This window comes from Cuniculiplasma thermophilum (genome assembly GCF_052315355.1).
Taxonomy (GTDB): Archaea; Thermoplasmatota; Thermoplasmata; order Thermoplasmatales; family Thermoplasmataceae; genus Cuniculiplasma.
This window is the reverse complement of record NZ_JBLSDF010000011.1, coordinates 1-24,565: the sequence shown is the minus strand read 5'-3', so window position 1 is coordinate 24,565 and position 24,565 is coordinate 1. Positions and strand designations below refer to the sequence as shown.

The following is a 24,565-nucleotide window of genomic DNA, read 5'->3' as shown; positions in this document are numbered from 1 at the left end:
ATTCCTTTGAAAATTTTTAATTAACTTGTCAAATAAAGTTTCTCCTCAGATGAACTTCCCAGATCTTTTTTCTTTGGTTCTGGCAAGAGAATCAATGTTATCAATAAACCTGCCAATGAGAAAATAGATAGGATTGAAAAAAGACCTGATGTACCTATGGCTGACTGAATCAATAGATTAAGGAATGTACCTAAAAAAGCACCTATTTTCCCGGCTGAGGCTGCGATTCCTGTTCCAGTACCTCTTGCCTGTGCCGGAAAAATCTCAGGAGGATACACGAATGTTGTCAGATTAGGTCCAAACTCAATGAAAAAATAACTGAGCCCAAAAATTGCTATGAAAAGCATGACATGGGACGCAGATTCTATTGCTGGGAATATAAAGAGAAGACCAAAAGTCAAGGCCATCATTAGGAATCCAATGCTCTGAATTGTCTTTCTTCCTATTCTGTCAATAGTGAAGGTCGCAATCCAGTATCCGGGAAAGGCAAATAGGGCAAATATGATTCCTGTGATCTCTGTTTTGTAATAGACCTCTGAAAGGCCTTTTAAGGTGGTGGGAACCACTGAAGAAATCATAAAGTCCGACATTATGGTGTTACCATACAGTGCCCAATCCATCAGAAACCATGATATGGACGTTCCAAAGATTAAAAGTCTAAGCCTTTTATCGTAGAGAATTTCCTTAAACGTCATTTTTCTTAGTCTTTCAGTCTTTTCCTCTTCCGAAAGTTTCATTCCCGTATATTTTTCAAGTTGAGAGATCGATTCCTCGTTCATATTTCCCAAGGAAGCTGTGTATCTTGGTGTCTCCGGCATCTTCTTTCTATAGTATATAACAATAAGGGCAGGAATCGCCCCAAAAAAGAGCAGCAGTCTCCATAGAATTCCAGTCCCTACTGAGAAATATAGAAGGGCAAGTGTGATTGATGGCCCTGCTAAAAATCCTATGCTTTGCATGGAAAATACCATTCCAACCCATTTACCCCTGCTCTTGGTGTTTGAATATTCCGTCATGATCACTGAACTTGAAGCATAATCACCTCCAATGCCTACACCGAGTATGAAACGCCATGCAGTTAGTGCAAATATATTTCCCGTGGGAGTTAAAAGGGAACTTCCCAAAGCTCCAACTATAAGAAGAAACATTTCCAGTCCGTATATCCTTCCTCTTCCTATTCTGTCTATAACTCTCCCAAATACTATGGCTCCAAGAGCTGCAGCGAGAAGTGACGAAGAATCCAGTATGGAAATATTTAAGTTACTAATTTTTGACCAGCCACTGAGGGGGAGCAGGCTTGTCACAACTCCAATTATGAATATGTCATAAGCATCAGTGAAAAATCCCATTCCCGATATTATGAGAGTCTTTCTGTGAAATTCTGAATCTCCTGCATTATCAAATGAACTGATAAGTTGACCTGAAGAATTTGTATTTGCTTTACCTCGACTCATTTCTTTTTTCAATTCAATATATCCCTATTATCTTCAATATAACCTATATAATCTATATATTTAACCATCCTCAATTTTGATACTCATCTAAATGACACAGCGTAGAAAATAAATTATACGCAATCAAACTATATCCAGACATGGATTTGATGAAATTAGACGATAGGGATTTTATTATTGAGGTGGCCAGAAGAATAATTCCGGTTAAGTCCATAAGTCCAGCTTCCGGTGGTTCAGGTGAAGGTGAGAGGGCCCACGTAATACAGAATATTCTAAAAGAAATGGGTTTTGAAGATTTTAAGACCTATTCTATAGAGGACGATAAGGGGGTTGAAAGGGTAAGTGTTGTATTGAAAGTGGGAAATAAGGAAAAGACAGTATGGCTAATCTCTCATACAGATACTGTTCCAGAAGGCGATTCAAAGCTCTGGACAAAACCGCCCTTTGAGGTAACTGTTGAAGGAAATAAAATATACGGCAGAGGTACCTCTGACGATGGGCAGGCAGTATTTCTCTCATTCCTTCTTCTGAAACATCTCAAACCAGAATCTCTTAAATACAATCTGGGCCTGGCTTTCGTGGCAGATGAGGAGGTGGGAAGCAAATATGGCATCCAATATCTTTTAGATCAGGATATTTTCAGGCAAGATGACATCATATACGTTCCGGATTCTGGTGTTGAAGACGGTATGGAAATTGAAACTGCAGAAAAGAGCATACTGTGGCTACAAATCACAGTAAAGGGGAAGCAATATCACGCAAGTCTGCCCCAAAATGCCATTAATGCCAATAGGGACGGTATGGAATTTATTCTTCAGGTTGACAAAATGTTACACGAAAAGTACAATGGTAAAGATGACATATTCAACTATCCCTATTCCACCTTTGAACCAACAAAACACTTGAAAAATGTGGACAATATAAATACGATTCCTGGTCTGGAAACCTTCTACATGGACTGCCGTGTCTTGCCTCAGTACGATTTAGATAATGTAATGGATGATATTCAGATGCTGAAATCTGAATTCGAACAGAGCCACAAATCAAGAATAACCATTGATATTGTACAACGAGAGCAAGCTCCAATTCCAACCCCCGCAGATTCCCAAGCTGTTCAACTTCTAAAAGAAGCACTTTCCAAGAGGGGTGGAACCCCAAGGGTCGTGGGGATAGGCGGTGGAACCTGTGCGGCATTCTTCAGAAGAAAGGGGATGAATGCTGTTGTCTGGAGCACCACAATGCCAGATGTGGCTCATCAGGTTGATGAGTATTGTGTTATTGATCATATCCTGATGGATCGGGAAACAGTTGAACAGATAATCTACTAACTCTCATCCCCTTTAGATAGATCCCTTAATCTCTGAACTCCATCTATCTCGTTGATAATTTCTATTACTTTTTCAGGTACGTCCTTTTCCCAATTTCCACCGCTGATCATCTTTTCTCTTATTTTTGTACCTGACCACTCCACTCTGTTAATAAGATCCATTGAGCGAACGGCGTAATTCTTCTCATAAAATAGTCTTTTTACCATTGGGTTATTGCTGTAGACAACATCAAACTTAGGTGTTAAAGACTCCACGTGGGCAACCCATAATGGATTAGAATTCACATCCTCAATTGGAATTATGTAAAAATTAAAAATTCCATCACCCTCCAGTGTGTTGGAGATCATTATATGTCTTTCTCCAGCCGTAAAGGGATTCTGTAAGGTATGGGAATACTGTGCACTTCCTATCCCAATTATAACGGATTTATGTTCTTTCAGTATTTCCTTTATAACTTCCAGATGTCCAAGGTGAAAGGGCTGAAATCTTCCTACTATAAAAGCTCTCGAACCGTTAATCACTCTTCACCATCTCACACATTTTCATTTCCGAATTGTCAAAGATGAACCAGTTTAGTGTGTCTGTAATTTCTGATTTAGTTTTCTCGGCATTTTTCAAGAGTTCAACCAGCTCATTCATCCCTTCAACAGTATATTGTCCCTCTGAGTTTAGCAATGAATTGATCTTTGCCTCTATGGATGATATTTCATCATTAGAGCCGCTTACCAGATTACTGTCTCCCAAAGATAGTAACACAGCCTTACCCAATTTCTTCCCCCTTTTGCCATCAGTTACTTCAATTTTTAGTTTTTCATTGAAAAATATTGAATTCATAAGTTTAAGTAAAGCATCTATTGAATAGACATTTTCCTGGGGTTCCGATTTAATACTATCTTTTCTCGTGAAATTGAGACCACCAAAGAGGTAATTTTCTACGTTCCTGAACACTCGAGTTTTCATAACGGTTATTTTATTCATAGTGTCAACAAAATCAGCCCATCTGTTCAGGAGATCCCCCTTTTCAGAAGGTATGTGATTTTTTGCCAGGTCCACCCACAGTGGGCGTTCGTTGATCACGGGTACCGGTATATGTGTATCATTTGGGGATGTATATGGGGGAGGAGAAATCAAACTATCAATCATATCCCGGGCTACTTTTCTCAGGGTAACATAGTGCTTTTCAAGTTTTTCCCTTATAAATTCCTGATGTCTCATCTCCTCCGTTATTTTTTCAACCTCTCTGTTAATTTCCACCTTTAATTCTTCCTTTACTGTTTCTTCCTCTTCTTCCGATTCGTCACTATAGTTTTCCTCTTGTGGTTCTCCAGCCACAATGTCAACTGGATCATTATGACTTTCATCACCGATTAAAAGACTCATCATATTTGACACGTCGTTTCTTAATTTTCTCAACATGAAAAAATCAGATAAGACCAATAGAAGAGCAAAGGAAACAATAATTATAATTAGGGATTCGATGCTCATTATATCCTGCTCATCTCCATCATAAATTCCTTTAGCTTTTCCATTCCTTTCCTTATGGTTATCTCGTCGGTTGCATAGGATATTCTGAAGTGGTTCTCCCCCTGGCTTCCAAAAACCGACCCTGGTGTCAGGATCAGGCCCTTTCGTTTTAGAGCTTCCTGGCAAAATTCCACTGAGCTTAAATTTATATCGTATTTTGGAAATACGTAAAATGCACCCTCCGGGCGATTAAGTGTTAAGCCAGGGATGTTTTCTATAAGTGAAGTTATCAACTCAAGGCGTTTTTTGAACACTTCCCTCATTCTTTCTGGGCTTTCATCGTCGTTCAGTGCCTCAAGTGCTGCCATCTGGGATATGGATGGCGCACATGTGATTGTTTGCTGTTGAAACTTATCGGCAGCTTGGATCAAAGCGCTGTTTGAGATCATATAACCAATTCTCCATCCGGTCATTGCATAACTTTTAGAAAAACCGCTCATCAAGATGGTGTGGTCCATCTGTGGATCCAGTTCAAAAGGGCTCTGAATTGAGCCCTCATAAACAAGTTTTTCATATATCTGATCAACGATGAGATAAATATCCTCATCAATACACAATTTTTGTAATTGCTTTATTTGTTCACGGGAGAATACTTTCCCCGTTGGATTCGATGGATTTGAAATTATTACGCCCTTTGTCTTGGGTGTAATGGCATTTTCTATATTCTCCATGTTGAGTGAGAAATCATCATTGGATTTTACCCCAACAGGTTTTATGCCATATAAATTTCCAATTTCAGGGTATGATAGAAAATATGGCTCGGGAATTATTATCTCGTCCCCTGAATCAGCAATTGCAAGATAGGAAAGATTTATGGCAAATTTTGTTGGCGTAACAATTACATTCTCTTTACTCAGACTTCTGGCATCTCCTGGAAGAACTTTTTTAAGTATTTTTTCTCTTAATTCAGGGAATCCTTTTGATGGTGTATAATGTGTATATCCTTTTAAAGCCTCCTTGAAAGCATATTCAATTATGGGCTCTGGAGTAAGAAAATCTGGCTCCCCGATGCCAAAATTTATGACCTCTTTCCCTTCTTTCTTCATCGCGGAGGCCATATTGGCCATAGAGACTGTTGCTGATTCTGAAACATCTGATACTCTCTTAGATAGCACATGGAATTATTGTTATTCCGTTATTAACATTTTTCAATTATGTTTGTACACCTGAATAGAGTTTAAAACACTGTAACCTGAAAATGTGTAAATTTAAGGTCTTATAATAAAAAGTTGATCTTAATTAAGACCTCACTTCCAGATCATCCGGCATTTCTTTGAACTGTTCTTCTTACGATAGGTTTAATTCCCAAGCAAAATATTATGCACCTTCTCTCTTCCATCGGAACTGCATTTAGAAACTTTTTTTACTCTCAACTTAGCTGTTGAATATTCCAGGTTGCCTAACCTTAGTTTTCAAAAGATCTCTTAAACTGGATTCCCTCCATATGATTATTTAAAAGGGGATATTTGTCAGTTAAAGTGAAAATTTTTAATTGATTCCTGCTTTCTTAAAAATTTTATCAGTTGACGAATTCATAGTCATATATAACCATGACATCTGAATTTTTCTCCTTCTCCCTGACTGCATTTATTACGTTTCTGGCATTTACCATATTGTCTGCATAGCATACAAATACCCCAGATTTCTCATCTCTGATTTGAAAAATTGAAATTTGCGAAAGAATCGGTTGTAATGTCTCCTGATTATTGGAAAATATGCTAAATAGAACAATATCTGTCTTTGAAAGATCCACCTTTGCAAAGACTGCAAGAAGATTATTCTTTGTCAGATAATTATATCTCCTCTTTACTCTTATCACAGGCTGATCAATTGCCTTTGCAATTTCAGAAATTTTGGCCCTTGGCATTTTCCTCATTTGTTCAATAATCTGTAAATCAACCTCCTTTGAATTTGCAGAATACCTGTCTCCAGGAGGAATATACCTCATAACTGGCTCACCTAGCTTTTTGGCGAAGTTTTCAATCTTCTTATTTATCTCATCCTCATTACTCCCTTCAACACCGTAAAGGGTGATTTTCTCGAGGCATTTCAACTTACTGACATAGTCCCTATCTATCTGTTCCTCAGAAACAAAAGCAGCATATCCCTCAATCATCCCATAAATTCTTGGACTTACGTGAACCTTGAAATCCTCTATAATCTGATCATCAATCATCTTAGACATTCTATAGTTCAAAGTTTGAGCTGAAATACCCAAAGATTTAGCAATCTGCCTTTGAGGTGTTCTACCATCTTTCAGAAGGTAGAAAAGTATTTTTTTGTCAACCGCGTCCATACGATCAGACAAAGAAAACAGTAGATAATCTTTGCGGAATCATGATAAAAATTCTCCCTATTCAAGAGTAATATTATGAAGAGTCTTCTCAGATAGCTCTTGTATTAGATAATAAAAATTTTTTTTATCATTCCTTAATACAGTCTCTTTTTTTTAGGAAAATATGATTAACGGCAAAAAATTAGTCAACAAGAAATTTGTTGTGTTGGCCATATGGATAGTTGTGATTCTACTTTCCGTCCCAGCTGTGATGTCATATGGACACTATCTGAATTATTCAAATGGAACATCAACCCCAACAGGAAGCGAATCCTATGAAGCATCTCAGATCTTATCAAACACATCCCAGAGAGATCAAAGTCTGGAGATCGTGATTCAGGGAAATGTCTACACAAACTTATCACTTGATCGAAAGGTCTTGAAACTTCAAGATGCAATAAACGAGTCCGGTATAAAGGGAATTAAGGCAGTTTCATCCCCACTAAATGAGTATGAAACTTACATAGAAAATTTAGCAGGATCCACAGGATATCTGGTAGATTCCTTGTACTCTAAGATTAATAACACATCTCAAATTATCTATAATTTCCCTTACCAATTCTATGTTCACTGGAGTAATTATTCTTACAATAAATCCGATATTAATATATCTGCCAGGGAGAGCGGTTTTAACAATTCATCATACGAACGTATTTTTATATATAATCTTGGGAATTTGAAAGGCTCTGGGATTTCATTGATCAAACAGGACATAAATCTGACTTTGAATGAGATAGGACATGTATTTCCACTTCAGAACTTTGTCGTTTCTCATGTTAGCATACTTAATTTCAGCAATAAAATTTCTCTGAGTTCTGCAACTTCCGCATATGTATCTGATGATATAGGCTTTAATCTATCCTGGCAGATTGTTTATTCTATTATTTCATCCAGTGACCCCGGATACTTTTATGTCTATAATTTTGGCCTTAATGGAGCACCGTCCTTCATTACATCCCAGGGAGTAAGCCCAAATAGTGCAATTATGTTATTGGATGTGGATTTTAACGCTCCATCTGGTTTTCAATACAGAAACGGCTCATCTCCATCTCAAATCGCATATCCAAAAATAGAAAACTTAACGAGTACCTATCTAAACAATAGTGCCATAGTAACAGGCACAGGAGCAATATCAGTGCAGACTGCCCAGGTTACTGCAAAATCTGGTTTTGCCTTTGGATTGATATTCATAATACTTCTAATAGCTATATTTATCACTCTGGTATCTTACTGGTCCTCCTTAGTTGCTTTATTCTTGGTAGGGCTATCTCTTCTGATGGGTTATGTTTCAATATTCATCACTGGTCTAATCATAGGTAACGTATCATTTATCGTCAATTACACCTTAACTGCCGTAATTTTGGGAATATCTACTGACTATCTGGTTTTCATAATCTCCCGCTATAGAAGGGAAATAAGGGAGGGAAAGGATCCAAAGGAGGCAATTTTTAAGGCGACAGACACGGCAGGGAAAGCTGTGATAATAAGTGGTATAACCGTAGCTTTCACACTTCTGACTTTCTCCTTTGTACCTACTTTTCTAGATTGGGGCATTGTTCTATTTCAGGCGGTTATCTACACAGTACTGATTCAGGTAACACTCCTACCCATTTCTGTTTATTTTCTAAGAAACAGATTAATAATGAAAAGAGGTCTAAAACCTTTAACATATGACTCCCATAAGAGCTCTGTTTTCTACAAGACCACAGATCTTTCTGTGAAAAAAGCATCAGCTGTTGCTTTGGTTTTTATAATACTGGGAACCATGGGTGTTTACTTCTTTTACACAGTTCCAACCACATATAATTTTAATACGGGACTTCCTCAGGATCTATCTTCCGTGAAAGGTTTGAATTTAATATACCAAAATTTCGGTGAAGATAAAATATTCCCGGTCTTTGTTATATATAAGGCAGGCTTTGTCACTTCTCATCTTAATAATACTGATAATCAAAGTTTGATCAAAGTAGCAAACGCTCTTAGAAGTGAGCAATTCGTTACATCAGTCAGTGGTCCTTTCATTAGCGGTAAGAACATATCAAATCGCATAAATCCAATTAATTTTCAAATAGACCATGGCAAGTATTTTCTATTTATAGTTACCTTGAATTCAAACCCCTATTCAGATACAGCGATTCAGGATGTAATGCATCTAAGATCAAATAGCAGCTATATTGTTGGCGGCTTAACTTCAGAGATAATAGATGAAAGGGCCCAGAACAATTCCATTTATTACAGTCTTGAAATTTTTATACTTATCTCCATATTTGTAATCCTGTTGATTGCTTTCAGGCAATTAAGATACCCAATAATAGCTATTTCCGGAACCTTCTTCAGCATTTCATGGTCTACATTTATTTTATACTACATTTCAATGTTTATTTTGCATATTCAGTTGATTTATCTAATACCAGTCATATTATTCATAATTCTTTTCAGCATTGGAAACGACTACACTGTATTCATTGCATCAAACATAAAGGAAGAGACTAAAAAAGATGGATTTGAAGAGGGTATAAGAAAAGGTATGGTAAATGGAGCCAAGACGATCACAGCCCTTGGCCTTATACTAGCCTTCTCTTTAGGTGCACTATCTTTAATCCCAGTTGCATTTTTGGAGGAATTAGGAATAGCCTTCATTATTTCACTGCTCATTGACACATTTCTGATCAGAACATTCTACTTCCCAGCATTGCTCACTATATTTCACAAAATTGCAGATTGAGAAAAAGTGAAACAAAACATAATAATCAAAGTCCATATTTTTATTCAATTATGAGACTCCAAACTTTGTTATATCTATGGAGACACTCCTTCATTTTTCATATAGTGTCATAATTATCTAGTTTAAACCAAAAAATGAATGGTCACGTAATCTCGTGTTCATAAAGGTTGATAATTATTGTCAATTAATATTCTTCATTTATGTACCGTCTTCGTTTAGGGAAAATTAATTAAGCAATAGTATTATCATTATGCATTGAAAATCAATTCTAACAGTGTAAGAGGTTTATTGGGAAAAAAGAATGCCGACGCAAAACCTGAAAGTGAACAAATGAAAAATTCAAAGATAGGCAAATATATTTTTGATTCCATTACTCATCCAGGTAAAATAAGAGAAAATAATGAGGATAGTCTTCTTGTATCAGAAACCAGTTTTTTTTCACAGGAAAAGCAGGCTTCCTTAATATTTGCAGCCATAGCAGACGGGCTTGGTGGGATGAAGGATGGGGAAAAGGCAAGCTATGTTGCGGTGACAAAATCCTATGGATATTTCATTGAGAATCTCTCTTTCGTTATAAGCGGAGTATCTTATGATAAGGTTCTCTTCAAGACTCTTCAAAAGGCTAACAGCTCCATAAATGAATTAAACGAAAAGAGGGAAAAAGAGAATCATATGGCATCTACATTGACCTTAGTTGCAATAGGCGGTTCGCAGGGCTATTTTGTTCATTCAGGGGATTGCTCAATTATAAAGGTAAATTCTAAACTGGAGCATCTAAATAAGTCTCATAGAATGCCCAAAACTAATCAGATTTATTCTTGCCTTGGGGTTGGTAAGGATGTTGAAGTTGATTCGGGAGTATTCACCATTTCAGAGGGGGATTCCATATTAATCTGTTCTGACGGATTGACTGATATGGTCAGTGATAATGACATTAAGAGATTGGTTGCCCAAAACAAAGAAAATCCAGAAAAGGTGTGTCATTCTCTTGTAGATCTAGCACTGGAAAATGGGGGAAAGGACAACGTATCAATAATTTATATTTACTGTAATAGTTAGTAGGAAAAATTTGAAATTTTTTAAGTTTTCTCATTATTTCTAAATGTTTTTTTGGATATTCCTTATTTTTTTGATTCAATACTTTCATTGTGGGAATATTTTATGATCCATTATTTGGTGCCGAAACATTAGTCTTATATTATGATAAAAGATAACTCCATGTGGTAGTTTCTGAAAAGTTTCAGGAAAAAGAATTAAAGGATATACTCTATGAGTCAGCAGTTCACACACTTAAGGAAGTTTGTGATAAATTAAGCGAACGAAATTCTAAGTTCAACTGGACAGGAATTTATGTACTGTCAGGCGATTATTTACTCCTTTCCGCATTCCACGGAGAAGCAACAGAGCACGTAAAGATAAAAGTCGGAGAAGGTCTTTGTAGCCTTGCCATAGTTGAAAACAAGACAGTAAATGAAAAGGATGTAAAATCTAACAGCGAATATCTGGCTTGCTTTGTAAGTACAAATTCCGAAATAGTTGTGCCCATAAGATACGGGGATAAGGCAATAGGCGAAATAGATATCGATTCCGATAGTAAGGCGGCATTTGAAAGTTCCGATGAAGTGTTTTTGGAAAAAATAGCTGAATACCTTTCTCCACTTGTAAAGATCATATATGATTATCATGCGCAATAAGTTAGGAAAGGAGACATTTTTCCAACTTTCCATACTCTCATTTATTCAATTTCTAAGACTCAGTGGAGTTTTTCTTGTGATACCTGTCCTTGCCCTTTACGCTACGAAATTCACAAGTTCAGGCATCCTTGTTGGAATTTCCCTTGCAGCATATGAAATATCCATGGCCATAATGCAAATACCTTCTGGCAGGCTTTCCGATAAATATGGGAGGATAAATCTCATAAGAATGGGGTTGCTCATCTTTTTGGCCGGAAATCTATTCAGCTGGTATGCGTCGAACATTTACGAGCTTATAATAAGCAGATTTATTGCCGGTCTTGGAGCAGTGAGTGCACCTATCACGGCTCTTTCTCAGGAGATAGTACCAAGTGATAGGAAAAATACTGCCATGGCAATTGTAGGAAGCGGTATTGGTGCAGCCTTTATGCTTGGTACAGCCCTGTCACCACTGATAGGATATTTCATTCACATTAGGAATATATTCCTCATTTCCTCGTTATTTGCTCTGGTTGGAATTATAATGGTTAGTTATGTGAGCGATAAGGGAATCAAAAGATCTTCACAAAGGTTTCATATAAATGAGGCGACATTGCTCCTATCACTCGGGTCGCTTTTATTCAGTGTTGCAAGTTTTATAATAATTTACGCAATTCAAATTTATGCAGGAATCACATTTGGTGTGTATGAATATGGAATAGTTCTTCTAATTCCCGTTATTCTCTCTGGTGTAATAGCTCTTTACATTTCAGAAGCATATGGAAGAAAGAGGCATTTGAATTTTGTGAAAACATCTGCACTAACCATAACGCTTGGGATTATGGTGGTATTTACAGGGATATTCTTTAACCTTCCATTTCCAATAATCACTCTGTTCCTGATCCCCTTTTATGTTGGTTTTTCTCTTTATGAAATATCTACAATACCTGCGCTTACGTCCAGTATAAGGAAAGAAACCTATGGTTCAAATATAGGCTTCTTTTACGCACTTCAGTTTGCAGGTAACGGATTGGGAGCAGCACTTGGTGGAGCAATTGGTGGACTAAAACTAACCGGTCAATCAGCAATTCTGCTTGGAACCTTAGGTTTGGTTGCGGCTGCAACCGGCTCACTTATTTTTATAATCTCACAAAGATTCCTTAATTCTCTGGAAAGTCCTGTCTGAAGGTTTCAGTGCTCCAATTGCCAGTATTTTACTATTTTCGAAATCTATAATAGAAATACTTGCATTTCTTATGTCCACTCCTTTTGCATCCTCTTCGTCCATATCAAGAATGTTGCAAATCAGAGCCTTAATGGGCAGGTTGTGGGATACATATATGGATAGACCTCTGTATTTCAGGGCACATTTCTTAAGACGTTCCCCGTTTTCCTCGAAGGGTTCTATTCCATATTCAGATCTGTGGAACTTAGGTAACTCGCTAACTGGCCTATTATTGTATGGTCCAAGAAATGTTTCCCGCAGATCTTCGTCTATGATTGTTTCTCCTGTAAAGTTCATGCCCTTTGCCACGTATTCAGCTGTCTGCCTTGTTCTGACAAGTGGGCTTACCACAAATCTATTAACGTAATCCCTCATATTAATTAGATTCATGCCGGCCCTTTCTGCCTCTTTAACTCCCTTTTCTGTGAGTGGATATCCGTTCAGATCGTGAGAAACTATGCCACTTGAGTTTGCAGTGCTTTCACCGTGCCTTATGAATATTCCAATGTTTGTCACGATCGTAGATAATAAAAACATATTAATACTGTTCATATGCTCGAATGTGATAATGTGGAAGAGAATTACAATCACCTCAAGGAAGAAATGAGTCCCTACCTGAAACAACACGCTAAAAATCCTGTTGACTGGTACCCATGGAGCGATGAAGCACTTAATAAGGCTAAGATGGAGAAGAAGTTAATCTTTGTAAGTATAGGTTATTCCACCTGCCATTGGTGCCACGTGATGGAAAGGGAGAGTTTCAGTCGCCAGGATGTGGCAGATCTTATGAATAAATTTTTTGTCTCAATCAAGGTAGACAGGGAGGAAAGGCCTGACCTTGATTCCTATTTTATAGATTTTGCAATGAAATCAACGGGTTCGGCAGGATGGCCACTTAATGTAATATTGACACCAGAACAGATCCCTGTGTTTGCATTCACATATTTACCAAGGGAGAGCAGAAGAGGGAATATGGGATTAATTGAAACCCTTGGAAGCATCAGTGAGATATGGAAGGAGAACCCTGAAAATATATATGAAACATCAAACAAGAACAGGGCCTTAAATGTGCCGTCTAAGATCTCAACGGGAAATCAATTTAGAAGAGAAAATGAGTTTCTTGCCTATAATCAGATGAAAAGGATGTATGATCCGGAGTTTGGTGGATTTGGAAGAGGTATGAAATTTCCAACTCCTCACTATATTTCGTTTCTTTCAAACTATTTCCTAAAGAGTAAGGAAAAAGATTCAATAATGATGGCTGAGAAGACAGTTGCATCAATCCGGATGGGAGGCATATTCGATCATGTAGGCAAGGGTTTGCATAGATATGCCACAGATACAGGATGGAAGATACCCCACTTTGAAAAAATGCTCTATGATCAAGCTTCCATGATTTACGCCCTTGCTCAGCTGAAAAGGGCGACTGGAAAAGAAGTATATCAAAAAATGACAATGGAAATAATCAAATTTCTTGAAGAATATATGGCTTCGCCTGATGGTGGCTTTTATACTGCAATGGATGCAGATAGTGAAGGAACAGAGGGGAAATATTATACGTGGACAGCTGATGAATTGAGGACGATTCTTGAGGATTCCTTTAATGAATTCTCAAATTTATTCAATGTAAGGGATGATGGAAATTATGTTGATGAGGCAAGGGGAATTTCAACTGGAAGAAACATCCTCTATCTTAATAACAGTTCCAGTAATACTGAGAGATTTTTAGGAGAAGGTGAATTCTGGCTTTCCAACGAAATTGAAGTTTCCTTAGAAAGAATTAAGAATGAAAGAAATAAAAGAGTTCCTCCATTTACGGACAGGAAGGTATGTGGTGATATTAATGGGTTCCTACTTTATGCGTTGGGAGAGGCATACATGGCAATGCATGATGAGAATATCTCAAAGATAATTTTCCGTCTGGGCCAATATTTAAAGAATAAACACGTGGAAGATGGTAAGGTGTTTCATTTAATATACCCAAACGGACAAAAAATAGAAGGTTTCCTCTCAGATTACGCCTTCATTTCCCTTGGGCTTATTTCCTATTCCTCCGTTTATCCGGAAGATTCCGCAATCGATTTGGTTGAAAGAATAATGGAAAATGCAAATTTGAATATACTGAAGGAAATGGAGGAGATAAGGGCAAATGGCTTTTCAAATTTTACAGGAAATATAATGTCGCAGGAGGATTCAGCGATGCCCTCTCAATTTTCCGCTTATCTTAGAACTTTAAGTCTAATGAAGTTCTTTGGCAAATTTATGCCTGATCAACTACCGGTACCAGAAGATGTGATGAGGAACATCGATGAAGTTCCGGCATATTTTGCCTTCAGGACTGAAACAGATATGATCGAGCAGAGAGCATATTCCATAAAAAATATGGATCTTGATCACGCATCTTTAAGATCATTACTTGTGAAGATTGAAGGGATCGGATTCAAAGGTAAGATAATTCCAATCAGGGAAGGTTCTGATAAAAACGCGTATTCCCTTTGCAACAGCAACTCATGCCTATTGGAAAATAGGACCATAGATGAAATATTGAAAAATATTTAAAATTATTTAAAAAATTATGATGGAGTCACAGTGGCGAATAGTGTGGAATCATATATCAGGTCGCTGCTGGTGATTCTGTTTTCCTTACCAGATAACATTATTTCAACGGAATTCGCTGGGGAAAATTGCGCATTGACTTGATCCACTATTTTAATATTCCCTGTTGTTTTATTCAAAAGATTGCCCTCATACAAAACCTTAGAACCATTAAATATTTCAATGGTTATCTGCCCCAGCGGGACTATTTGACTTGTTGACGTGATGTTCAAAAAATATTCATTCCCGTTACTGAGGTTGAATGGGCCCTCCATATATTCAGATGTATCAATATCATGAAAATGAGTTGAATTGTTAAAAGTTGATAATATTGCTATTAGAGTTGCCGCAAGTATTACTGTAATCCCTATGAGCAAAATAGTCGCAATAATTGGAGAAACTGCGCTGTCCTCGTTATACACCCTTTTCATACAGCTCATTAAGTAAGATCAATTTAAAATCCTTTTTGGTTTAGTTTATTATAATTCTTAAATTCATCATATTAAGGGAGATGTTCTCATTCCCGACTCAGATGATATCACTCTCTTTGTCTATAAACCCATGGGATGAATCCATAACCACCGTTCAAATTTGAAGAAACTTAAAGGTATAGTCCCTTATAGAACCAAGGTAGATATCTCAACATGCTTCAGGGAAAATACTCCTACCATCTGGTGTGTTCCTGACAACAAATTTCCAGTCAGTAAAAGTATTTATGATATGAATTCCATTATAATGGAAACACATTTTTCTATGATTTTTCTAAAAGAGAAAATTTTCAATTTCCCTTGAATCTGGTTGCAGTTTCCTGATCTGAGTTTCATATACACCATAGGAAGGGATCGAGTTGCACTGACAATCAGTAACAGACTATTTGGGAGGAATATTAGGAATAGAAATGGTAATATACCATTTTAGTGATTATAAATTATGAGTACCCAATCTTTAGAAAAGGTGGATTATGTAGAATTTTATGTTGGCTCTGCGCGTCAATGGGCCTATTATCATAAATTCGGTCTCGGGTTCAAGCCCATTGCATATGCAGGTCCTGAAACTGGGGTAAGGGATCGTGTTTCTTACCTGATGGAACAGGGAAAGGTAAGAGTTCTGCTAACCAATTCTCTTCATCCAGACTCTCAAATTGCTTCTCACGTTAAACTTCACGGTGACGGGGTTAAGGATATTGCCATAAAGGTCAAGAATCTGGATGAGGCAATCTCAGATCTAGATGAAAGAAAAATTGTGAAACATGAGGAACCTAAAAAAATAAAAACTGACAACGGTAGCATATATACAGCTAAGGCAAGCACCTATGGAGAGACAGTTCACTCATTCATAGATTATAGTGAATATGAAGGGCAGTTTCTTCCGGGATTTGTGCCTCTCGAGAATGAAGATTATGTGGACGCTGGTATAACAAGATTCGACCATATTGTGGGAAATGTTGAGGAAAAGAAAATGGAAGAATGGGTTAACTATTATGTTGATGGTATGGGATTCGAACCTTTAATAAGTTTTGACGATAAGGATATAAGCACTGAATTTTCAGCCCTGAGGTCTAAGGTTGTTCATTATAATAACAGAAAGATAGTTTTTCCCATCAATGAACCTGCAAAGGGAAAGAAAAAGTCCCAGATACAGGAGTATCTTGATTATTATCATATGCCAGGGGTTCAGCATATAGCCCTGCACACTGATAATATTATTGAGACAGTTAAAAGAATGAAGAAGATGGGTATAGAGTTTCAATCTACTCCGGAATCCTATTATGAAACAATATGGGAAAGAGTTGGAAATATTGACGAGGATGCAAACGAAATAAGGAAACACAACATCCTTGTGGATAGGGATGATGATGGCTATCTTCTTCAGATATTCACAAAACCCACCGGAGATAGGCCCACATTCTTTTATGAGATTATCCAGAGAAAAGGGGCAACGTCCTTTGGAAAGGGAAATTTTAAAGCACTATTCGAATCAATTGAGAGGGATCAGGCCAGAAGGGGAAATCTGTAAATGAAATTCGGAATAGGGTCTTTTAGAGGGGAAGTACTTAGATTCGCCTTTGACGGGAATAATTTTTATTCTATAAAGAGAAATGAGAAAAGTATACTGGACTTAATTCAAAGTGATTTCTCTATCCAAAGGGAAAACATGATGGAAGGTCCTGATTTTTTCCTCCCTCCTTTCGAGGATATAAAGCAGATCAGAGATTTTTACGCCTTTGAAGATCATGTTGTTAATTCAAGGAAGAGTCGTGGTCTGCAAATGTTGAAAGAGTGGTATGAAGTTCCAGTATATTATTACACAAGCAATTCTTCACTTTATGGCTCAGGAATGGAAGTGCCATATCCCCAATTCACCAGGAAGTTGGATTTAGAAGTCGAAGTAGGGTTCATCATAGGTAAAGACGGACGAAACATCAAGGAGGAAGAGGGTTTAGACTACATCTGTGGATTAACTCTTATGAACGATTGGAGTGCCAGAGATCTGTGGATACCTGAATCTAAATTAAATCTGGGACCATCCAAATCTAAGGATTTTGCCACAAGTATTGGTCCTTACATTACTCCCCTAAAAGAAGTAATGCATCTCTATGACGGAAAATCTTTCAATATTCGTGTTAGGTCTCAAATCAATGGAATACCATTTTCAGATTCAAATCTAAGAGATATTTACTGGTCAGTTGGAAAACTTGTATCCTATGCGTCAATGGAATCCAATCTTCGTAAAGGGGATATTTTGATGACCGGAACATTACCTGGGGGTTCTAAATTCGAGAGGCAGGTGGGAGATGGGGAATGGATTAAGAAGGGTGACAAAATAGAAATTATTTCAGAGGAATTAGGTAAATTAGAAAATGTGGTGGTGTAAAATGGTTTTTTATGTTAAGAGAGGAGAGGTACCGGAAAGTAGGCATACATTTGACAGCAGAGAAAAAATTAGGAGGGAAGAATTGTTTGGTGAAGACAGTTTTGAAGGTGTCTATTCATTGATTTATCACCTTCATGAACCAACCCGAGTGATGGGTTATAAGATTGAATTGAAACAGAACCCTAAGATTCTTGACGAACCCTATCTTCACAGGCATCTGAAGACTCAGAATCTTGAGGTATACGGTGATATTGTGGATGGCAGAAAGACAATTCTTTGCAACAATCGGGTTCAGGTACAGATATTTAGACCTGAGAAAACGAGGAGAGACTTTTACAGAAATGCTCTTTATGAAATGCTCTTTTTTGTACATAAGGGAGATGGAAAATTAATAAGTCCCATGGGTGAAATCTCCTTTTCAAAGGGCGATTATATATATGTTCCAAAGGGTCTCGCATTCAGAATGGAATATTCCCCAGATTCATATTTTCTCATTTTAAACAGCAAGGATGATTTGAAGATCCCAGAGAGGTACTTGAATCGATATGGGCAATTGAAGGAAGGTACACCATACTATACAAGAGATATAAGGCCACCAGAATTTTTAGTTCCAGTTGATGAAAGGGGGGAGTTTCTTTTGTATGTGGAGTATGAGGACCGATACGTTGTGGAGAAATTTGACTTCAATCCCATGGACGTAGTAGGCTGGGATGGTTATCTTTTCCCATTTGCCATAAATATTCGATCCATGGCTCCTATTGTTGGAAAACTACACCAGCCTCCACCAGTGCACGAAACAATGAGCTCCAAATCTATGATGGTGGCAACCTTCTTGCCAAGACCATTTGATTTCCACGAGAGGAGTATACCAATCTCATATTATCACAATAATATAGATGTGGACGAGTTTCTATTTTATTCCTCAGGGAATTTCATGAGCCGTAAGGGAATAGAGCCAGGATCAGTGACTCTCCACGTTAGGGGGTTGACCCATGGTCCACAGCCCGGAGCTGTTGAGAATTCTATAGGGAAACCAGGAACGGATGAGGTGGCAGTAATGATTGAAACCTATGAGCCACTTCTTATCACGGAGATAGGAAAAGTTATTGACGATAAAGAATATATGAAATCGTGGTATAATTGATAAGGGAATATAACTACTTACCCCTAGATAGGGTAATATATGGAGAAGGATCTACAATCAAAATTAATCAGATTCTTGCGCAAAACAAGATGAAAAACATCCTAATTATTACCAGCAAATCTGTTTCACAGACAAAGGCTTTTCAAGGATTTTTGGGTATACTATCAGTTCAATATTCCATAATGAATCAGATAACCCAGCACTCACCAATTGAAGAGATCGAAAATGCAACGGAAATTTACAGAAATCATGGTTGCGACGGTATAATTTCTGTTGGAGGGGGAAGCGTAATAGATGCTGCAAAGGTCTTAAAATATTATTATGACCTTGGTATAAAGCACATAGCAATTCCAACCACTCTATCTGCATCAGAATTTTCTCATATTGCGGGATATACAATAGGTGGTGAAAAAGAAGGGGTTAGAGATAAGGCAATTACTCCAAACTTTGTCTTCCTGGATCCAAATTTCACACTGGAAACTCCAGATGTTTTATGGAGGTCTTCCGGTATACGTTCTCTTGATCATGCTGTTGAAACCATTATTCAGCCAAACATTCTTGATATATCCAAGATGGCCGCCCTGGAAGCAATTAAAATGTTATTTAACAACTTATCTTCCAGGAGCATTGAATCAAGACTTGAATGCCAGATCGCTGCATGGTACTCCTATTTTCAGGTGTATGATTCCCCAATGGGGATAAGTCACAATTTGGGGAAGGTTATAGGTGCCAAGTATGAGATTCCACATGGCATCACATCCTGTATTACACTCCCGAAGGTCATGGAATTTTATGCCAAAATGTACCCGGATGAAATGAGCAGAATTGCCTCAGCCATAACCGGAAATAGCTCGCAGAAAGAAAAACCAGAAAACGCTGCCTTCCTTGTTGCCACATTCATCAAATCTCTGGGATTAAAGAAAACATTGAAAGATTATAACGTTACTCAGAAGGATGTGGATTATATTCTATCAAAATTGAAAACAAAGGAAGAGTGGTACGTTGACCTTTTAAATTCACTGGTAAATGAAGATTAGGATAATACAAGTTCCCTAAAGGAGCTATTTTCGTTAAGTTCCCGCTTCATCTTAATTTTGTCAAATCTTTTAATCACTATCTCAGCAAATGGATAGGCCTTGCCTGAAAATAGATGTCCCCCAAAGGCGTGGTGAGACACCCCAGCAAGGGAAATGTGTAGATGAAGAATTGGATCATCTTCAGATACTGAACCTGAAATTGACAGAATTTCCATCTGTTCCTCCAAAATCTCCTTTACGTGTGTTTTACCTTTAAGGGCCCCCACTTCAACATGGTGTGCACCTCCAATACCTGAAAACACAAAACCAGCCTTTACATTTTCTTTTGAAATGACATCTTTCAGAGATTCAATAATGTCGTCTTCCGCTTCAAGTTTCACAACTATAAACTCACCATCTTTTGCATATTTCATTATTTTCCATATGGGGAATACATAATAATCTTTACCCTCGATTTATTCTTCTGCTTTTTATACACATGTGGACTGTGATCCATTGGAAAACATAGGAACATGGAAATTTGAGTCATTTCCTGGGATAATTTATCTGAACAGCCTATCTGAAAAAAGGTTTTTCCAAAAAATATGGGAATTAAAGGATTAGATCGAAAATAAAAAATGTACTTAAAGAACGCTTGAATAATTAACGACCATCATGTAAATAGCGACCATTACTATAATTGCGGCGAATACATATGTAAGCGTCTTTCTGGGAAGATTGCTTGATATCCTGGTCCCAATCCAGCCTCCACCAACTCCACCCAGCACAAACAGTACTGAAAAGAGAATGTTTATCTTCCCAGCTATCCCATATCTAATGGCCGTTACAATGCCAAATGTACCCACAGACATTAGTGAGGTCCCTATTGCCTGTATAATTGGCAGATCGGTTGAGAATAGCAGCCCTGGAACGATAAGAAAACCTCCGCCAATTCCAAAATATCCAGACGCGAATCCTACTGCCAGGCCAGTAACTAAAAGGGTAAACAGCTTTGTATCTTTTCCTTCCGTTCTCTTGGTTTCTCCCTTATTGACTCGCTTTTCTCTTGTTCTGTAAACCATTAAGGCCGCTATTCCTATCATTAGTATGGCAAAGAAAAATAGAAGACTCTTTCCGGGCGTTAACAAGCCCAATTCAGTGCCTATAAGGACTCCCACTATACCCGGTATTGTGAAATAAATTCCCTTTTTTATAACAACGTTGTGATTAAGGGCATGGGGTATTAGATTAAGATATGCATTAATCCCAACCGCAAGAGCAGTAGTTCCAATTGCAATGTGCGGATGGTCGTATCCAACAAAATAAAGAAGCAGAGGGATAGCCAAAATTGATCCTCCTCCGCCTATCAAACCCAGTGAAAAGCCCACCATAAGGCCTGATATTAGTGACAGGATGTACTGTATTAACTCTATTGACATTATTATCCATGAGATATTGCTTTTGAATATTTAATCACATTTGTTCCCATTAATTCACGAATGTGATTTTATAATCAGATCACTCAAAATGGACATGATTTGATCAGCAACGCTTTGGTTGCTAATAAGAAGAATTTCCCTATCAAGTCTGTAAATTCTTTCTATTTTGGCCCCATGAATTGACAAAAATTGCACTATAAAAAAGGTGAGTCCAGGGACATCTGAACCGTCTTCAGGAAGTGTGACCTTTATACATGCCAGGTTTCCATCTTTGCTATTATGCGTTATTATACTGATCATATCTTTATTTTTGTATGCAAAGGCAAAATCCGAGCAATCCGGTCCTATAGTTTTAACCAACCTCTCTTCGTATCTGTACTCCAAAGAAAGATCTGCCCTGGATAGGGTATTCATCTGTTTTTTCCATGAATCTGTAGGTATTTTTTCTTCTGTTAAAATTTTAACTATTGTATTTATCTTAACAGATTTGTTAACAGCCTTTTCCACACTCTGTTGTATCTCTCTTGCCAAGCTTGTGTAGTTGACCAAACCTGAACCAACTAAAATGGCATAAAGTGGATTTTCCTGGACAATGTCCCTGACAACATCTTTTACCTTAGGCATAAATCACAATTATGAATAAATATTTAAAAATTTTACAAATTTCCATAATATATTGTCAAATTGAAAGTAAGGAATACTCATGAACGATTCATCCTCCATCTCTTAAACGCCCTAATTTCAACGAACACATCCATGAGAATTAGAATCAGAGGAATCAGATCGAACATATAGAAACCCGGAAAAATTTCCTTAATTAATATGTTTGATCCTGTAAACTTCGATGCCATTGAAAATTCAGAAAGCCAGATAGTATTTACTGAGCTGACGAAGGATTTATCATTATTGTTCACGCTGAAGGATTGGGCTGTATAGTTGTAATTAGTGTTGTTCATTGTATATGTAACCTCAGGCGCATTGAAGGTGTAAGTACCCGGCGAGTTGATATGTATTGAATAATTTACATATATGCATTGATTTGTGCTCAAGATTGATGAGTAGTATAGATAGGGTTTGCCTGACGTCAGATTTATATCACTTGAATAAGCGCTGTAAATGTTATTTTCGTCAATTGTTATGTTTGAAATAGGGTCGCTGTCCTGATTCATTAACTTGTTGACTATTTTGAAATTACCAGAACCCATAGAAATAACCTTGGTAGTGAAAAGTATCTTTGCAGGAAACTGGTAGTTTGAATCCATTTCTACGGAATTTGGTGTAATATAAGTTGCATATCCTGTGTTAATATACTTGATATTTCCGTTAAATGAGCTCTTATTTATATTTTGATTTTCCATCATCAGGAAATCATAAGTTTCACTGTTGTTTTTTACCACTGGTGAACCAAGAAATAGGGCATTGAATGCCTTTGACTGTATCTGTATATCATTGTTATAATCCATGGTACTTGAAAGATTAAAAAGATGATTGGTGGATGAAGAATAGGCAACCCCATTCTTTTCAAAAACACCACCTATAAAAACAACAGGTTTACTGGTAGACGATTGAAGTCCAAGAGCATGGCCAATCTGTGTGAATATATTTGGATAGTTAATGTAACCTCCAATGTACAAAGATGAATTAACGCTATTATTGGTAATACCGGGAACAAGGAAGCCATCTCTTAATCCCTGTCCAAGGATTTGTAATGGATTGTTGTTACCCGTCAAGTTGGAGATCTGATTATATAGAGAGTTCTCAACTCTATAAACGTCTGGGTTGAAACCAAAAACATAAAATGATAGGGCCTTACCGGAGAGCGCACTGTTATCAATGGTCAGATTAGAAGTTGAAATCGAAAGAATTTTGACAAATGAACCTACACTAAGGGAGGATAGTGCATTCATTTGAGAATATGCAAAGGATGAGGTTGAACTAAGATTTCCCTGGTAAACTGAAATAATCATTCCCTCTGGAATTAAACCTGCATACTGAGAATTTGAAGTTTTAGTAATGATAGAATTATTGATCAAACCAGAAAACCCTAAGGAATTAAACAGAGTCGTAAGGTTATCCCCAACAAATTCAAGAGTAATGAGATTTTGATTGTTGTAATTCCATGGAGCCTTTGTCGAATTGGTGGTTGAATATCCTCCAAAGAGGTCAAATAGATCGCCACTCTTTGATATTATGGAACCTGCAACAAATGCACTTGAAATGTTTTTTTCAGATATATTGTTTATATTTGGCTGAATCATGCCAATTGCGGGCAGTTCATTTAGCATAGATATTCCTGCATTTTGAGTTTGGCCATTACTCACTGAACTTGTTATTGGAAGTACCGATGCAATTAACAATAGGGCAATCAATATTGTTATTATAGCTGTAAGTTTTCCGGCATTATTTGTTTCCAGATTTGAATTATCCATTCCCTTTGGAGTATTTTTTATTTTAATCTTTCTGTAAACCAGCATTCCCACAATAGCCGCTGTCATCAAAATAATCATTAAATTTATTATTAAGAAGGGAAGGAAGGGATATATTATGGATTGAAAATTAATATTTGCAGGAATACCTGTTGTGGTTTTCCCATTTGAAGATTGAGATATCAGATTCTCAATTGCCGTAGCAATTCTCCCTATGAGTGGCTCACTCATAATCTGGGTTAGATTTGATCCTTTTGGAACCGGGGGCAGTGAGCTTGTGGATAGTGATGAAAGATTTCCCGAGTTTGTTTGGAAAAATATTATGGCTGCAATAGAAGACCCTATGAATCCCCAGATGGAACCGTAAACCAGTATGCCTGCCCCTATTGCTCTGGTCCCCTTCCTTGCGGATATGCCTATTAATATTCCAAGCATGATAAGGATAAACAAAAGTGTGGGATTTGTAAAGGGGTCACCTAACGTTAGATACAGGAAGGTTACAATAAATATCAAAGGAGTTCCAAAGACTGGCATTAACCAGTTTAAAAGAGGAGTATATAGATCGGATAGATAATAAAAGCCTATAATAAGAGCGAAACCTAGGCCCAAAATATATGCGGATAATTTTCCCATATATGTATAATTATATTCAAATACTTAATCTTATAGGGTCATCGGACTTTCATGTGGGTTCATGGATAAAGCTGTAGATTACCGCACCTGAAATATATGGAAGTCTTCAGGTGCTCCTTATTTCTGAATCCATACGCCATCTTTTCTATGAGCGCTATCTTTGAATTGATCCCT

The 24,565-nt window shown here is 37.3% G+C and carries 21 protein-coding genes; 10 read left to right on the top strand and 11 right to left on the bottom strand.

What is annotated here, in order from left to right:
- Positions 1-20 precede the first annotated feature (20 nt).
- On the bottom strand, positions 21-1,454 hold the full coding sequence (locus tag ACNF42_RS02920; RefSeq protein ID WP_443338787.1) for an MFS transporter: 1,434 nt from the start codon (positions 1,452-1,454) through the stop codon (positions 21-23).
- Between the two features lie 140 nt (positions 1,455-1,594).
- Between ACNF42_RS02920 and ACNF42_RS02915 the strand changes: the two genes are divergently transcribed.
- Positions 1,595-2,782: a M20 family metallo-hydrolase gene (locus ACNF42_RS02915; RefSeq protein WP_443338785.1), complete on the top strand. Its 1,188-nt coding sequence runs from the start codon at positions 1,595-1,597 to the stop codon at positions 2,780-2,782.
- Here ACNF42_RS02915 and ACNF42_RS02910 read toward each other — a convergent pair.
- From ACNF42_RS02910 to ACNF42_RS02895, 4 genes are all read right to left on the bottom strand, one after another.
- Entirely contained in the window at positions 2,779-3,300 is a 522-nt protein-coding gene (locus ACNF42_RS02910) for a nicotinamide-nucleotide adenylyltransferase (protein WP_443338833.1), read from the bottom strand. The genes ACNF42_RS02915 and ACNF42_RS02910 overlap by 4 nt on opposite strands.
- Positions 3,296-4,267 (bottom strand): hypothetical protein, encoded by a 972-nt coding sequence (locus tag ACNF42_RS02905; RefSeq protein WP_443338783.1) that lies wholly within the window; start codon positions 4,265-4,267, stop codon positions 3,296-3,298. Before ACNF42_RS02905 ends, ACNF42_RS02910 begins: the two co-directional genes overlap by 5 nt.
- On the bottom strand, positions 4,267-5,421 hold the full coding sequence (locus ACNF42_RS02900; RefSeq protein WP_443338780.1) for a pyridoxal phosphate-dependent aminotransferase: 1,155 nt from the start codon (positions 5,419-5,421) through the stop codon (positions 4,267-4,269). The genes ACNF42_RS02905 and ACNF42_RS02900 overlap by 1 nt, the downstream gene beginning before the upstream one ends.
- A gap of 404 nt (positions 5,422-5,825) precedes the next feature.
- Positions 5,826-6,602 carry an Lrp/AsnC family transcriptional regulator gene (locus ACNF42_RS02895; RefSeq protein WP_443338778.1) on the bottom strand — a complete coding sequence of 259 codons (777 nt, stop codon included), beginning with the start codon at positions 6,600-6,602 and terminating at the stop codon, positions 5,826-5,828.
- Between the two features lie 163 nt (positions 6,603-6,765).
- Between ACNF42_RS02895 and ACNF42_RS02890 the strand changes: the two genes are divergently transcribed.
- From ACNF42_RS02890 to ACNF42_RS02875, 4 genes are all read left to right on the top strand, one after another.
- Positions 6,766-9,366 carry an MMPL family transporter gene (locus ACNF42_RS02890; RefSeq protein WP_443338776.1) on the top strand — a complete coding sequence of 867 codons (2,601 nt, stop codon included), beginning with the start codon at positions 6,766-6,768 and terminating at the stop codon, positions 9,364-9,366.
- A gap of 255 nt (positions 9,367-9,621) precedes the next feature.
- Entirely contained in the window at positions 9,622-10,425 is an 804-nt protein-coding gene (locus tag ACNF42_RS02885) for a PP2C family protein-serine/threonine phosphatase (protein WP_443338774.1), read from the top strand.
- Positions 10,426-10,586: 161 nt separating this feature from the next.
- The gene (locus ACNF42_RS02880) at positions 10,587-11,060 is read left to right on the top strand and encodes a GAF domain-containing protein (RefSeq protein ID WP_443338771.1); all 474 of its coding nucleotides are present in this window, start codon (positions 10,587-10,589) and stop codon (positions 11,058-11,060) included.
- Positions 11,050-12,225: an MFS transporter gene (locus tag ACNF42_RS02875; RefSeq protein WP_443338769.1), complete on the top strand. Its 1,176-nt coding sequence runs from the start codon at positions 11,050-11,052 to the stop codon at positions 12,223-12,225. The genes ACNF42_RS02880 and ACNF42_RS02875 overlap by 11 nt, the downstream gene beginning before the upstream one ends.
- Here ACNF42_RS02875 and ACNF42_RS02870 read toward each other — a convergent pair.
- Positions 12,187-12,780 carry a histidine phosphatase family protein gene (locus tag ACNF42_RS02870; protein ID WP_443338767.1) on the bottom strand — a complete coding sequence of 198 codons (594 nt, stop codon included), beginning with the start codon at positions 12,778-12,780 and terminating at the stop codon, positions 12,187-12,189. The two genes, ACNF42_RS02875 and ACNF42_RS02870, sit on opposite strands and share 39 nt — an antisense overlap.
- A 54-nt stretch (positions 12,781-12,834) precedes the next feature.
- Here ACNF42_RS02870 and ACNF42_RS02865 point away from each other — a divergent pair, with 54 nt between their 5' ends.
- A complete protein-coding gene (locus ACNF42_RS02865) occupies positions 12,835-14,823 on the top strand; it encodes a thioredoxin domain-containing protein (protein ID WP_443338764.1) in 1,989 nt (662 codons plus the stop codon).
- A gap of 14 nt (positions 14,824-14,837) precedes the next feature.
- On the opposite strand, the gene ACNF42_RS02860 is transcribed toward ACNF42_RS02865, so the two are convergent.
- Entirely contained in the window at positions 14,838-15,290 is a 453-nt protein-coding gene (locus tag ACNF42_RS02860) for an archaellin/type IV pilin N-terminal domain-containing protein (RefSeq protein WP_443338762.1), read from the bottom strand.
- Positions 15,291-15,789: 499 nt separating this feature from the next.
- Here ACNF42_RS02860 and hppD point away from each other — a divergent pair, with 499 nt between their 5' ends.
- The 4 genes from hppD to ACNF42_RS02840 are packed head-to-tail and all read left to right on the top strand — an operon-like array spanning position 15,790 to position 19,914.
- Complete coding sequence (hppD, locus tag ACNF42_RS02855; RefSeq protein ID WP_443338760.1) at positions 15,790-16,875, top strand: 4-hydroxyphenylpyruvate dioxygenase; 1,086 nt, start codon at positions 15,790-15,792, stop codon at positions 16,873-16,875.
- Entirely contained in the window at positions 16,876-17,733 is an 858-nt protein-coding gene (locus tag ACNF42_RS02850; protein ID WP_443338757.1) for a fumarylacetoacetate hydrolase family protein, read from the top strand.
- 1 nt (position 17,734) lies between these two features.
- A complete protein-coding gene (locus ACNF42_RS02845; protein ID WP_443338755.1) occupies positions 17,735-18,877 on the top strand; it encodes a homogentisate 1,2-dioxygenase in 1,143 nt (380 codons plus the stop codon).
- Positions 18,874-19,914 carry an iron-containing alcohol dehydrogenase gene (locus ACNF42_RS02840; protein ID WP_443338753.1) on the top strand — a complete coding sequence of 347 codons (1,041 nt, stop codon included), beginning with the start codon at positions 18,874-18,876 and terminating at the stop codon, positions 19,912-19,914. Before ACNF42_RS02845 ends, ACNF42_RS02840 begins: the two co-directional genes overlap by 4 nt.
- Here the strand turns inward: ACNF42_RS02840 and ACNF42_RS02835 are convergent.
- From ACNF42_RS02835 to ACNF42_RS02820, 4 genes are all read right to left on the bottom strand, one after another.
- On the bottom strand, positions 19,911-20,327 hold the full coding sequence (locus ACNF42_RS02835) for a PPC domain-containing DNA-binding protein (RefSeq protein ID WP_443338751.1): 417 nt from the start codon (positions 20,325-20,327) through the stop codon (positions 19,911-19,913). The genes ACNF42_RS02840 and ACNF42_RS02835 overlap by 4 nt on opposite strands.
- 210 nt (positions 20,328-20,537) lie before the next feature.
- Positions 20,538-21,332 (bottom strand): sulfite exporter TauE/SafE family protein, encoded by a 795-nt coding sequence (locus ACNF42_RS02830; protein WP_443338749.1) that lies wholly within the window; start codon positions 21,330-21,332, stop codon positions 20,538-20,540.
- Positions 21,333-21,386: 54 nt separating this feature from the next.
- Complete coding sequence (locus tag ACNF42_RS02825; protein ID WP_443338747.1) at positions 21,387-21,956, bottom strand: hypothetical protein; 570 nt, start codon at positions 21,954-21,956, stop codon at positions 21,387-21,389.
- A 77-nt stretch (positions 21,957-22,033) separates the two neighbouring features.
- Positions 22,034-24,391 (bottom strand): hypothetical protein, encoded by a 2,358-nt coding sequence (locus ACNF42_RS02820; RefSeq protein ID WP_443338745.1) that lies wholly within the window; start codon positions 24,389-24,391, stop codon positions 22,034-22,036.
- Positions 24,392-24,565: the final 174 nt, after the last annotated feature.